This is a genomic window from Alistipes senegalensis JC50 (genome assembly GCF_025145645.1).
Classification (GTDB): domain Bacteria; phylum Bacteroidota; class Bacteroidia; order Bacteroidales; family Rikenellaceae; genus Alistipes; species Alistipes senegalensis.
Genome location: NZ_CP102252.1, coordinates 3704225 through 3717414 on the forward strand (window position 1 = coordinate 3704225; position 13190 = coordinate 3717414).

Sequence of the window (13190 nt, forward strand, 5' to 3'; positions counted from 1 at the left end):
CAATCAAGCGACGATATGAAAAAATACGCAATCATTTCGACCGAAAAAGGGGTGATGAAAGCCGAGCTTTACGCCGCCGAAACTCCCGGAACCGTGGCCAATTTCGTCGAGCTGGCCGAACACAATTTCTACGACGGACTGACGTTCCACCGCGTGATTCCCGACTTCGTGATCCAGGGCGGATGCCCCAAGGGCGACGGTACGGGAGGTCCGGGCTACACCATCAAGTGCGAGACTTCGGCTCCGCGCCAGCGTCACGACCGCGGTGTGCTCTCGATGGCCCACGCCGGGCGCGACACGGGAGGTTCGCAGTTCTTCATCTGCCACAACCGCGAAAACACCCGACATCTCGACGGCCGCCACACCTGCTTCGGACAAGTGGTCGAAGGATTGGACGTGATCGACGACATCCGTCCCGGCGACAAGATTCTATCCATCCGAATCGTCGAAGAGTAAGCCTATGACTGCAACCTCTGCCGGTTATCTGGCCTCCAAACCTCGCTACGAGATCCTCGACGGACTTCGCGGCGTGGCGGCGCTGATCGTGGTGGCCTTCCACCTCTTCGAGACCTACTCCGGGGGACAGGCTTTCCAGATTCTCAACCACGGCTATCTGGCCGTCGATTTCTTCTTCGTGCTTTCGGGCTTCGTTATCGGCTATGCCTACGACGACCGCTGGAACCGCATGTCGCTCAAAGATTTCTTCAAACGGCGGCTCATCCGCCTGCATCCGATGGTTGTCATGGGGTCGGTCATCGGGGCGCTTTTCTTCTATTTCCAGGCCGCGGCGTTCCCGATGATCGCCGACGTGGCGTGGTGGAAAGTGCTGCTGATCTGCCTGCTCGCCTGCACGATTCTCCCCGCGCCTCCGGCGTGGGACATCCGCGGGTGGGGTGAAACCAGTCCGTTGAACGGTCCCGCGTGGTCGCTGCTCTACGAGTACATAGCCAACATCCTCTATGCGCTCGTCATCCGCCGTTTTTCGAAACTCCTGCTCGGCTTCTTCGTGGCCGCAGCCGCGGTGCTGACCCTCGATCTCACGCTGAACCTCAATCTCTTCGGCCTGCTTTCGGCCGACCGTTCCGTGGCATGGACCGTCATCGGCGGATGGAGCGTCACTCCGGAGCAGATTTACATCGGCTTCTCGCGCCTGCTGTACCCCTTCTTCGCGGGACTGCTGCTCTCGCGCCTCGGGGCATTGATCCGGGTGCGGGGCGGATTCTGGTGGTGTTCGCTGCTCATTGCGGCGGCGTTGGTCATGCCTCATGTCGGCGATCCCTCGACACCGTGGTTCAACGGCGTCTATCAGGCGCTGGTGATCCTGCTCGTCTTCCCGCTGATCGTCTCGATGGGTGCCGGAAGCCGCGTCACGGATGCCAAATCCATCGCCGTCTGCAAATTCCTCGGCGAAATATCCTATCCGCTTTATATCACGCATTATCCGCTGGTCTATATGCAGATGGCATGGGCTGCGGGCAATCCCGATGCGCCGCTCAGCACGCATATCTTCGTCAGCGTCTCGGTATTCATCATGTCTGTCGGACTGGCCTGGGCCTGCCTGAAGCTCTACGACCTGCCCGTCCGCGAGTGGCTCACCCGTCCCCGCTAAAAGGCAGGGCTTAGAGGCGATAACGCTATCCGGCCTGTTCTGCGCTTCCGCCGTCGAACATAACAAAACAGAGAGCCGCTCCTTTTCGGGGGCGGCTCTCTGTTCTCGTATGTCGCGGCGTTTACTTGCCGAAAGCGATCTTGATCTTGTCGGTGGCCTTTTTCAACAGCTCCTCAGGGCAGCAGAGGGTGATGCGGATGTAGTGCTTGCCCTCCGATCCGAAGATTCCGCCGGGGGTCAGGAACACGTCGGTCTTCTCCATCACCTCGTCCGAGAATGCAAAGCTGTCGCCCTCGTAGCCCTCGGGCAGCTCGGCCCACACGAACAGGCCGGCCTGACCCTTGCGGTAGCGGCATCCCAGCGCGTCGAGCAGTTCGTATGCCTGCTTCTCGCGGCCGTAGTAGATGTCGTTCAGCTCCTTGAACCACTCCTCACCCAGCGACAGCGCCGTGGCGGCAGCGGCCTGAATGGGGTAGAACATACCCGAGTCCATGTTCGACTTGAAGGTCAGGATCGAGTCGATCCACTCCTTTTTGCCCACCACGACGCCCACGCGCCAGCCGGCCATCGAGTGGCCTTTCGACAACGAGTTCATCTCCAGCGCCACATCCTTCGCGCCCTCGGCCTCCATGATCGAGATCGGGTGTTCGGCGTTGCGGATGAAGCTGTAAGGATTGTCGTGCACGATCAGGATATTGTGCTTGGCGCCGAAATCGACGATCTTCTGGAACAGCTCCATCGAGGGCGTCTGTCCCGTCGGCATGTTGGGATAGTTGACGAGCATCATCTTCACGCCGTCGAGCCCGGCCTTTTCGATCGCGTCGAAATCGGGGTAGAAATTGGTCTGCTTGTTCAGCGCATAGGGCAGCATCTCGCCGCCTGCCAGACGCACGGCAGCCGAATAGGTGGGGTAGCCGGGGTTCGGGACGAGAACCTTGTCGCCCTTATTGAGGAACGTCATGCAGATATGCATGATACCCTCCTTCGAACCGATCAGGGGCAGCACCTCCGATTTGAAATCGAGCTCCGTGCGGTACCATTTCTTGTACCAGTCGGCAAAAGCCTTTCGCAGGATGGGTTCGCCCTGATAGGACATGTATTTGTGCACGTCGGGACGCTGCGCCTCTTTCGCAAGGCGGTCGATCACGGAGTGGTGGGGCGGCAGGTCGGGGCTGCCCATGGCCAGTTTTACGATCTGGCGGCCCGTTGCCGCTTCGATCTCGGCGATCTCGCGCAGACGGCGCGAAAAATAGTACTCTCCGATGCCGTCCAGCCGGTGCGAACGGGCGATGTTGACTGCTTTTGCCATAGCTTGAATTATGTTTGGGATTATGATTTCCGGACAAAGATAGGAAATAATGGAAATATTAAAAAATTATAGGAACAAAAAAAGCGGCCCGGGCCGCTTTTTGTTACAATGCGAACAGTATGAATATTTGCGCTGTCAGGACCCGCAGGAACATCACTACGGGATAGACCGTCGAATAGCCCACGGCGGGCATGTCGTTTCCGGCCGTGGCGTTGGCATAGGCCAGCGCCGGGGGATCGGTCATCGCGCCGGCGATCATTCCCATGAGCGTATAGTAGTTCATTTTCAGCTTCAGCCGTGCGAAGAGCGAGACGATCAGCAGGGGTACGACCGTGATGATCACGCCGTAGCCGATCCAGCGGTAACCGCCTCCCGCAATGGCGTCGATGAATCCGTCCCCGGCGCCGATTCCCACGGCTGCGAGGAACAGCGCGATGCCGATTTCGCGCAGCATGAGGTTGGCGCTCATGGTGGTATAGGTCACCAGGTGGAAGTGGGTTCCGAAGCGTCCGATCAGGATCGCCACGATCAGCGGACCGCCCGCCAGACCCAGTTTCACGGGCTGCGGAACGTTCATCAGGGGAATCGATCCCAGCAGCACTCCGAGGGCGATGCCCACGAAGATCGTCACCAGATTGGGCTGGTTGAGCTTTTTGAGCGAGTTGCCCAGCACGTCGGCCACCTGTGTCACGGCCTTCTCGGGTCCCACGACCATCACGCGGTCGCCGACCTGCAATTCGAGCCCCTGATAGGGGATCAGATCCACTCCGGCGCGGTTGACGCGGGTGATCGTGATTCCGTATTTGGTCCGCAGGCGGAGATCGGAGAATTTCTTGCCGTTGATCGACGATTTGGTGATCAGGATGCGCCGCGAGATCAGCTCGGCATTGGGCGTGTTGTTGCCCCAGTCCTCGTCGGTGAGCTCCACGCGATGCCCGAAGAAAGCCACGACGGCTTCGACATCCTCGGCCTGACAGATGATCCACAGCTTGTCACCCAGACGGAGCACGCTGTCGGCGTCGGCCATCGTGATCTCCCCGTCGGTGTGCCTGATGCGCGAAATCACGAACTGACGGTTGACCAGATCGCGCATGTATCCCACCGTGCGTCCGTCGAGCATCGAGTTGGTGAACTCCACGGAGACTTTCTCGGCGAATTTCTGCTCCTTGGAGAGTGCGGCCAGCGCCTCGTCCTCTTTTTCGAATTTCACACGCAGGGCATAGCGGATGAAGATCATCGTGAAGATGATGCCCACCACGCCCAGCGGATAGGCCACGGCGTAGCCCAGCGCGACGCTGGGATCGCTGAATCCCGAGGCGTCGGCATAAGCCTGCTGTGCGGCGCCCAGTCCGGGGGTGTTGGTCACGGCGCCCGAGAGGATGCCGACCATCGTCGGAATGGGCGTTCCGGTCACGACGTGGATGACATAGGCCGTTGCGACGCCCAGCAGGACGATCGCCGTGGCGCATCCCACGAGAGTGATTCCGCCGTGCTTGAACGACGCGAAGAATCCCGGGCCGACTTGCAGTCCGATCGAAAAGACGAAAAGGATCAGTCCGAATTCCTGCACGAAGTGCCTCACTTCACCGTTGACGGTCATCCCGAAATGGCTGAACAGGATGCCGACGAACAGTATCCATGTGACACCCAGCGAAATGCCTCCGATTTTAACTTTTCCCAACAGAATGCCGATGGTGATTACCAACGCGAAAATAAGTACGGCATGGGCAATGCCGTTGCCGAAAAACAGGGTATACAACCACTCCATATTAACCTAATTTTGTGCCTTTTGTCGAGTCGGGCGCAAAATTACTACTTATCGCAGAAATAAAAAACTTTTCGGGAAAAGAATTTTCCTCAATACAGATACTTCTCCATCAGCGGCATCAGCAACGCCGTCGCAAGCCCCATCAGGGCCATCGCCAGGCCGCTCAGAGCCCCTTCGGCGGCCCCCATTTCGATGGCCCGGGCCGTCCCGATGCCGTGTGCGGCGGCTCCGAGCGCGAATCCCCGCGCCTCGGGATCGCGGACGCCGCAGCGGCGCAGTATCCATTCGCCGAAGATGCTGCCGAAAATTCCCACGCAGAAAACCACCACCGATGTTACCGACACGTTGCCGCCCAGCGGTCCCGAGACCGACACGGCGATCGGCACCGTGACCGATTTGGGGGCTATGGAGGTCAGTATCTGGCGTTCGGTGCCGAACATCATGGCGATGTAAACCACGCTCAGCACCCCTGCGACGCATCCGACGAGGGTGGCGATGCCCACGGGCAGCAGGCTCCCGCGCAGGCGTTCCAGTTGTTCGTAGAGGAGGTATCCCAGTGCCACGACCGACATCCCGAGGGCGAAATTGAGTACGCCCGTCGCCTCTTGATAGCGCGCGTAGCCGATTCCTGCACAGCGCAGAAAGACGATCACGGCGACGAAAGTCAGCAGCACGGGGTGCAGCAGCGGCAGCCGCGTGCGGCGGTAGATCGCGCCGCCCAGACAATAAAGCCCCACGGTGAGGGTCAGCAGAAAGAGGTCCGAGGAGAGGAAAGAGGCGTCAGGCATCGTGGCGGAGATGTTTGATGTGCCGCAGACGGGCGCGGCGGTTCAGGCTCTGGAAGGTCTTGCCCGTGATGAGCAGCACGACGATCGTGGAGACGATTCCCGAGACGACGATGGCCCCGAGATTTTCGAGGATCACGCGGTAGGAGTCCATCAGCCCCACGCCGTAGGGCACGAAAAACAGCGCCATGACCCCCAGCAGGAAGCGCGCCGCGGGACGCACCGTTTCGGCCCGCACCCAGCGCATGCACAGCGCCGCGAAGAGCAGGATCATGCCGATGATGTTCCCCGAGACATATCCTCCGGTCACGAGGCTCAGCGCATTGCCGATGAGCCAGAAAAGCAGGATGTAGAAAAGTCCGACCACGTTCGTTTTTGTTTGCGGCCGCAAAGATAAGATTTAATTCTTTCGGTTGTGCTTTTTCAGCGGACATTGTTCCGAGGCGCACGACGCACAGCCTCCCCGGCGTTTCCCGCACGCGAGCCTCCACAGCCGCAGGGCCGCTGCCGCCACCGCGGCGATCCCGATAGCCCCCACGATATAATCCTGCCAGTCCATCGTTCAGAATAACAGGACGATGCGGTAGACGATCCATGCTACGAGCCAAGCCATCGCCGTGTTGTAGACGACCGACGCCGCGGCCCATTTCCATCCGGCTTCGGAACCGATGGCGACCACCGTGGCGATGCAGGGGACGTAGAGCAGGATGAAGACGAGGAACGCCAGCGCCGAAGCGGTCGAGAAGTCGCCGCTCGCCAGCAGCCGCTGCGACAGCGAGGCCGTTTCTTCGTCCCCGGCGGGCTCGGAGGGCTCTTTCGCCGCGGATTCCGCGACGACGATCTCGGTCGTGCCGTCCGCACCGCCGATGATTTCTCCCTCAGCGGGCGTCGTCACGGCGCCTTCGGAGTAAAGCACGCCCAGCGTCGAGACCACGATCTCCTTGGCCGGAAGCCCCGACAACAGCGCCACGCTGGCCTTCCAGTTGAATCCCAGCGGGCTGAACACCGGTTCGCACCCCTTGCCCAAACGTCCCAGATAGGAGTTTGCGTAGTGGTTCTCGGTTCCGGCAGTCTCGTCCGTGCGGGGGTAGTAACTCAGAAACCAGACGATCACCGAGGCGATCAGGATCATGCCGCCCATCTTTTTAAGGTATTGCGCGCACTTGTCCCACATGTGCGTGAGGGTCGTTTTCCACGTCGGGAGACGGTAGGGCGGAAGTTCCATCACGAACGGCGTTTCGTCCACCGGGAAGAGGAACCGCCGCATCAGCCGCGCCGTGACGACGGCCAACACGATGCCCAGCACGTAGAGCCCCAGCATCACCGACCCGGCGTTCGCGGCAAAGAACGTCCCCGTCAGCAGCAGGTAGATCGGAATTCGAGCGCTGCATGACATGAATGGCGTAATGAGTATGGTTATCAGGCGACTGCTTCGGCTTTCGATGGTCCGCGACGCCATGATCGCGGGGACGTTGCAGCCGAATCCCATGATGAGCGGGATGAACGACTTTCCGTGCAGGCCGATGCGGTGCATCACGCGGTCCATGATGAACGCCGCACGGGCCAGATAACCCGAATCCTCCATGAACGAGATGAAGAGGTAGAGAATCATGATGTTCGGGAGGAAGACGATGACGGCGCCCACGCCGCCGATGATGCCGTCCACCAGCAGGTCGCGCAGCGGTCCGGCGGGCAGCAGGGCGTCCACGCCGCCGCCGATCCATCCCACCAGCGCGTCGATCCACTCCTGCGGATAGGCTCCGAGGCTGAACGTGCACCAGAACATGAACCACATCAGCGCGAAGAAGATCGGGAATCCCCACAGCTTGTGCGTCACGAAGGTGTCGATCACGGCCGTCGTCGTGACCTCCTCGCGCCGCCCGGGGGTGAAAGTCTCCTTCAGGGCTCCCTGGATGAATCCGTATTTCTGGTTGGCGAAGGCCGTTTCGACATCCTCGCCCAGCGCTTCGGTGATGCGCCGGGCCTCGCGGTCGCGGATTTCGGCCCACTCGGGGTAGCTCCTGCATTCGCGGAGACTCTTTTCGGCCTCGGCGTCGCCTTCGAGCATCTTCATCGCATAGTAGCGGGGCGGGAAAGCCTTGGGCAGTTCGTCGCGGTGGTCGCTCATGTCGCCGTTGAGTCTGCGCAGCCCCTCTTCGATCACGGGACCCATGTTGATATGGATATGGCGCACGCGCTCGTCGCGGTTCTCGTAGACATCGATCACGGTGTCCAGCAGAGTGTCGATGCCGCGGTGGTTGCGCGCCTCGACGGGCACCATCGGCACGCCCAGCATGCGGCCCAGATTCTCGTAGTCGAGGGTGGCTCCGCTGGCTTGCAGCTCGTCGTACATGTTGAGCGCCACGACCATACGCGGGTTTATGTCGATCAGTTCGGTGGTCAGGTAAAGATTGCGTTCCAAATTCGAGGCGACCACGGAGTTTATCACCACATCGGGGATGCTCTCAGCCAAATGATGACGCACGTAACGCTCCTCGGGCGTGTAGGCCGAGAGAGCGTAGGTGCCGGGCAGGTCGGTGACCTCGAAGCGGTAGCCGCGGTAGACGCAGCTGCCGATCTTGGCGCCGACGGTCACGCCGCTGTAATTGCCCACGTGTTCGTGACCGCCCGAGATGGCGTTGAACAGCGAGGTTTTGCCGCTGTTGGGATTGCCTACCAGCGCCACCGTGATGGTCCGCGTGCGGCGTGTCACCACTTCGTCGATGCTCGTGCAACATTCTGCGCCGGACTCCGCAGCTCCGAATGCGTCGTTCCGTTCCGGTTCCCCGCCGGGGCCGTGATGATGGTGATGCTCGTGATGATGGCGGCGATGTCCGCCTTCGAGGTATTCGGTGGCCTCGCTGTCGGTGAGCACCTCGACCATGTCGGCCTCGCTGCGCCGCAGCGAAATGTCGTAGCCCATGATCTTGTATTCGATCGGGTCTTTCAGGGGCGCATTCAGAAGCACTTCGACCCGCTGTCCGCGGACGAATCCCATCTCCATGATGCGGCGGCGGAAGCCTCCGTGGCCCATCACCTTGACGATCGTCCCCGATTCGCCGGTTTTAAGTTCGGATAGACGCATTTTCTTCTATTTTGCGTCCCAAAGGTACTATTTTACCGCGAAATACACAATCCCTACAAATAGGTATAGTTCCACTATTCTGACAACATACTGTCAACGTAAAATTTTCATTCCTGATTCTCAATTGTGTCGTTCCAGCCGCCGCCCAGCGCCTTGCAGAGCGTGACGTAGTTGATATACTGCTGCGCCACGAGGTTCACCAGCTCCATTTGCGTCTGGTAGAGGCTGCGCTCGGCGTCGATCACATCGAGGTAGTCCGACAGTCCGCTGCGGTAGAGTGCGCGGGTCATCGTGGCGACACGGTCGTTCGAGAGCAGCAGTTCGCCCGTGCGCCCGGTCTGGTCGCGGTAGGTCGTGATGGCCACCAGCGCCTTTTCGACATCGGCGAAGGCCGTCAGCACGGTCTGCTCGTAACTCTTCGCCGACTGCGTATAGGCCGCCATCGCGGCCCGTTCGGCATTGCGGAGCTTTCCGAATCCGAAGATCGGTTCGGCCACGGACCCCAGCGCATCCCATGCCCAGGGATTCGCAGCTGTTAAACCTTTGATCGAGTTGGATGCCACTCCGCCTTTGGCTGTCAGCGAGATGGACGGGAAACGGGCGCTCCGCGCCTGCCCGGCCTGCGCAGCGGCTCGCAGCATGTTGAAATGCGCTTCACGGATGTCGGGACGCCGTTTCAGAAGCTCCGACGGCAGACCCACGGGAATCTCTGCGGGCAGGCAGTCGGTCAGCAGGCGCTGGCCCGCTCCGGAGAGCTGCACCCGCGAGGGCGTTTCACCCAGCAGTATGCCCATCGAAAGCCACGTCTGCTCCACGGCGCGGCTGTATTGCGGAATGTCGGCCTCGGCGGTGTAGACCAGACTCCGGGCCTGCTCCAGCGCCACGCCGTCGGACATGCCGTAGCGGAACATCGAGTCGATCAGCGCGGCCGATTCGCGCCGCAGCCGAAGGGTCTGACGGGCGATCGAAAGGTCGCGCTCGTACTCCAGCAGCGTGAAATAGGTCGTGGCGACCTCGGCGGCCAGCGAGAGGCGGACGCCCGCCAGTGCCCATTCGGTCGAGGCGATCTCGGCCTTTGCGGCGCGTTTGGCGTTGCGCAGGGCTCCGAAAAGCGACAGCTCCCACGAGAGGGTCGGCTCGACGGCATACGACTGCTCGATCTTGGTTTCGGGGGTGTATTCGCCCTCGGCCGAGGCCCCGATGCCGATCTGCGGCAGGTATTGCGCCCGCACGGTCCGGAGGTTGGCCCGGGCCTCCTCGACCCGTGCGGCGGCCGCGGCCACGTCGCGGTTGTTAGCCAGCGCCCGTTCGACGAAGGCGTTGAGCGTCGTGTCGCCGAAGAGTTCCCACCAGCGTTCGCCTACGCCCGTCGTGTCCTGCGAGAACCCCTCGCCGTAGAGATAGTTTTCGGGCGTGGCGACCTGCGGCGGATAGAATTTCGGGGTGCAGGCGGCCAGCATCACGACGGCGGCGGTGATCGTAAGTTTCGTTTTCATTGTGCTTCCTCCGTTTTTTGACGTTCGCGGCGCTGTTCGAAGCGGCCGATCTTCCCGACGAAATAGTACAACGCAGGGTAGACGAAGATGCCCAGCAGGGTGGCGAACAGCATGCCGCCCACGAGGGCCACGCCCATGATGTTGCGGGCCGTGGCGTAGACGCCGCTGGCAAAGACGAGCGGCATGACGCCCAGGATGAAGGCGAAGGCGGTCATGATAATCGGCCTCACGCGGAGTTTCGCGGCCCCGATGGCCGCATCCATCAGCGACGCGCCCTGCTCGCGGAACAGCCGGTCGGCGTATTCGACGACCAGAATGGCGTTCTTGGCCGCCAGTCCGATCAGCATAACGAGCGAAATTTGCATGTAGATGTCGTTGACATAGAGCGCATTCATCAGGTGCGTGCCGCCGACGAACAGCACGGCCCCGAGCACCGCCACCGGGACGCTCATCAGAATCGCCAGCGGCAGTCCCCACGATTCGTACAGGGCCGCCAACGCGAGGAACACGAACACGAGCGCCAGCGCATAGACCAGTCCGCCGGTCTTCGAGGCGTTGGCCTCCTGATACGAGGTGCCGCTCCATGCCGTGCCGATGTCGTCGGGCAGCACGGCAGCGGCTGTCGCCGTGATCTCCTGCATGACGGTCGTCGTCGAAGCCCGTGCGGCGGGGGTGACGGTAAGCGATACGGAGCGGTAGAGGTTGAACTGCGAGACGTACTCCACGCCCACGGTGTCGGCCACCTCGACGAGTGACGCCACGGGGACGCTTTCGCCCGATGCCGAGGTGACATAGTAGCTGTCCAGCGAACGCCGGTCGAGGCGGTAGTCGGGCGCGGCCTGCACGTAGGTCTGATAGAGCTTGCCGAAGCGCGTGAAATTGTTGATGTAGGTGCCGCCCAAGAGGGTGGTCAGCTCGCCGTACAACGTCCCGAGATCCACGCCCGCGGCCAGCGCCTGCTGTTTGTCGATGCGCAGCCGCCGCTGGGGCACCCCGGCGTCGAACTGCGTGGTGACCGAGGCGACGGAGGGGCTTTTGCGCAGCGAGTCCATCAGCCGTTCGGCGTTTTCCAGCAGGTAGGCCGTGCCGCGCCCTTCGAGGTCCTGCACCTCGACCGAGACGCCCGACGTGACGCCCAGCCCCGGAATCGAGGGCGGAATGAAGGCATAGCATTCGGCCCCGGCGACCGCCACGTAAAGTTCGTCGGTGAGTTTTTGTGCGATCTGCATGGCCGAGAGCTTTCGGTCGGAGTAATCGACGAGTTTGACGAAGATGATGCCGCTCGAGGTCGAGGCGATGCCGGCCATCATGTTGAACCCTGCGGCGAACGACGTGGAGGCGACCTCGGGAAGCGTGCGGATCACGGTATCGGCGTCGGTCATGGTCTTTCGGGTCACTTGCAGCGACGAGGCTTCGGGCGTCGAGACCATCACCATCACATAACCCTGATCCTCTTCGGGGAGGAATCCCGCGGGCAGTTTGCGCCACACCACGAAGATCGCCCCCAGAACCACGGCCACGAACAGCCCCGTGCGGGCGACGTGGCGCATCAGCGTCGGAGTGAAGGCCGTATAGCGGTCCATCTGCCGGGCGAACCAGCGGTTGAAAGCCGCGAAAAAGCCTTTCTGCGACGGTTCCCGGTGGCGGAGGAGCAGGGCGCAGAGCGCCGGAGAGAGGGTCAGGGCGTTGAATGCCGAGATGACCACCGACACGGCGATGGTGACCGAAAATTGTTGGAACAGCCGTCCCGTGATGCCGCCCGTGAACGACACGGGGACGAAGACGGCCAGCAGCACGACGGTCGTGGCGACGATCGGCGAAGCCACGTTGCGCATGGCTTCCAGCGCCGCCGCACGGGGTTTCATGCCCCGTTCGATATTCACCTGCGCAGCCTCGACGACCACGATGGCGTCGTCCACGACCAGTCCGATGGCCAGCACGAGCCCCAGCAGCGAGATGATGTTGATCGAGAATCCGAGCAGGGGAAACAGCGCGAAGGCGCCGACGAGCGACACGGGTATCGCCACCAGCGGAATCACGGTCGCCCGCCAGTCCTGCAAGAAGAGATAGATGATGAAGATGACGAGCAGGAGCGCGATGATGAGCGTGCGGAAGATGTCCCTCACGCCGGCGTCGATGCTCGTCGTGGTATCGACGATCGTGGCGGCTTCGATGCCGTCGGGAAAACGCTCCGCGAGCCGTTCCATCGCGGCTTTGATCTTGCCGCCGACGGCCACGGCGTTGCTGCCCGGCTGCTGGTAGATGACGATCATGGCCGTCGGATCGCTCTCGTAGGACGAACTGACGCCGTAGGTCTGGCTTCCGAGCGACACCTCGGCGATGTCGCCCAGACGGATCTGCTCGCCCGAGGAGGTCGTGCGCACGACGATGTCGGCGAACTCTTCGGCGGTGGAGATCTGCGGCGGCATGGTCACCGTATAGGTGTAGGCCACGCCGTCGGGAGCCGGTTCGGCCCCGAACTGCCCGGCGGGGTAGATGCCTCCCTGCTGTTCGATGGCCGCCGTCACCTCGTCCACGGCGATGCCGTAGTATTTCAGCACGTCGGGCCGCAGCCAGATGCGCATGGCGTACTCTCCGGCGCCCATGATCGAGACTTTGCCCACGCCGTCGATCTTCAGCAGTTCGTTTTGCAGGTTGATATAGGCGTAGTTCGAGAGGAACTCCCCGTCGTAGCGGCCGTCGCTGTGGAGCGAGTAGACCATCAGGAATCCCGTCATGGTCTTGCGCGTGGTGACGCCCTGCCGGGTGACCGTCGCCGGGAGTTCGGCCGTGGCCGACGAGACGTTGTTCTGAGTGAAGATGGCGTCCAGATCGAGATCGGAGCCGATGTCGAACGTGACCTGCAAGGTCATCGACCCGTCGTTGGCCGAGGTGGCCTGCATGTAGAGCATGTCGCTGACGCCCATCACGGCCTGGGCCACGGGCGTCGCCACGGCGTTGTTCACCGTTTCGGCATCGGCGCCGTCGTAGGTCGCCGAGACCTCCACGACCGGGGGCGTGATGTCGGGATACTGTTCGATCGGCAACTGCGTGATCGAGATCAGCCCCACGAGCACGATGACGATGGCCAGCGAGATGGCGAAGATCGGACGCGAGATGAAAAATTTCTCCATAGGG

Annotated in this window: 10 protein-coding genes; 2 read left to right on the forward strand and 8 right to left on the reverse strand. The window is 61.7% G+C overall.

Features of this window, described 5'->3' with window-relative positions; all coding sequences use genetic code 11:
• Positions 1–15: 15 nt before the first annotated feature.
• Positions 16–456 carry a peptidylprolyl isomerase gene (locus NQ519_RS14735; RefSeq protein ID WP_019150394.1) on the forward strand — a complete coding sequence of 147 codons (441 nt, stop codon included), beginning with the start codon at positions 16–18 and terminating at the stop codon, positions 454–456.
• 4 nt (positions 457–460) lie between these two features.
• A complete protein-coding gene (locus NQ519_RS14740) occupies positions 461–1609 on the forward strand; it encodes an acyltransferase family protein (protein ID WP_019150393.1) in 1149 nt (382 codons plus the stop codon).
• Between the two features lie 121 nt (positions 1610–1730).
• On the opposite strand, the gene NQ519_RS14745 is transcribed toward NQ519_RS14740, so the two are convergent.
• From NQ519_RS14745 to NQ519_RS14780, 8 genes are all read right to left on the reverse strand, one after another.
• A complete protein-coding gene (locus tag NQ519_RS14745; protein WP_019150392.1) occupies positions 1731–2918 on the reverse strand; it encodes a pyridoxal phosphate-dependent aminotransferase in 1188 nt (395 codons plus the stop codon).
• Between the two features lie 103 nt (positions 2919–3021).
• Positions 3022–4686 carry a putative transporter gene (locus NQ519_RS14750; RefSeq protein WP_026076449.1) on the reverse strand — a complete coding sequence of 555 codons (1665 nt, stop codon included), beginning with the start codon at positions 4684–4686 and terminating at the stop codon, positions 3022–3024.
• A gap of 89 nt (positions 4687–4775) precedes the next feature.
• On the reverse strand, positions 4776–5474 hold the full coding sequence (locus NQ519_RS14755) for an LrgB family protein (RefSeq protein WP_019150390.1): 699 nt from the start codon (positions 5472–5474) through the stop codon (positions 4776–4778).
• Positions 5467–5838: a CidA/LrgA family protein gene (locus NQ519_RS14760; RefSeq protein WP_019150389.1), complete on the reverse strand. Its 372-nt coding sequence runs from the start codon at positions 5836–5838 to the stop codon at positions 5467–5469. Before NQ519_RS14760 ends, NQ519_RS14755 begins: the two co-directional genes overlap by 8 nt.
• Positions 5839–5871: 33 nt before the next feature.
• On the reverse strand, positions 5872–6030 hold the full coding sequence (locus tag NQ519_RS14765) for a FeoB-associated Cys-rich membrane protein (RefSeq protein WP_019150388.1): 159 nt from the start codon (positions 6028–6030) through the stop codon (positions 5872–5874).
• A gap of 3 nt (positions 6031–6033) precedes the next feature.
• A complete protein-coding gene (feoB, locus tag NQ519_RS14770; RefSeq protein ID WP_019150387.1) occupies positions 6034–8556 on the reverse strand; it encodes a ferrous iron transport protein B in 2523 nt (840 codons plus the stop codon).
• A 107-nt stretch (positions 8557–8663) separates the two neighbouring features.
• A complete protein-coding gene (locus NQ519_RS14775) occupies positions 8664–10052 on the reverse strand; it encodes an efflux transporter outer membrane subunit (protein WP_019150386.1) in 1389 nt (462 codons plus the stop codon).
• Positions 10049–13186 (reverse strand): efflux RND transporter permease subunit, encoded by a 3138-nt coding sequence (locus NQ519_RS14780; RefSeq protein ID WP_019150385.1) that lies wholly within the window; start codon positions 13184–13186, stop codon positions 10049–10051. Before NQ519_RS14780 ends, NQ519_RS14775 begins: the two co-directional genes overlap by 4 nt.
• Positions 13187–13190: the final 4 nt, after the last annotated feature.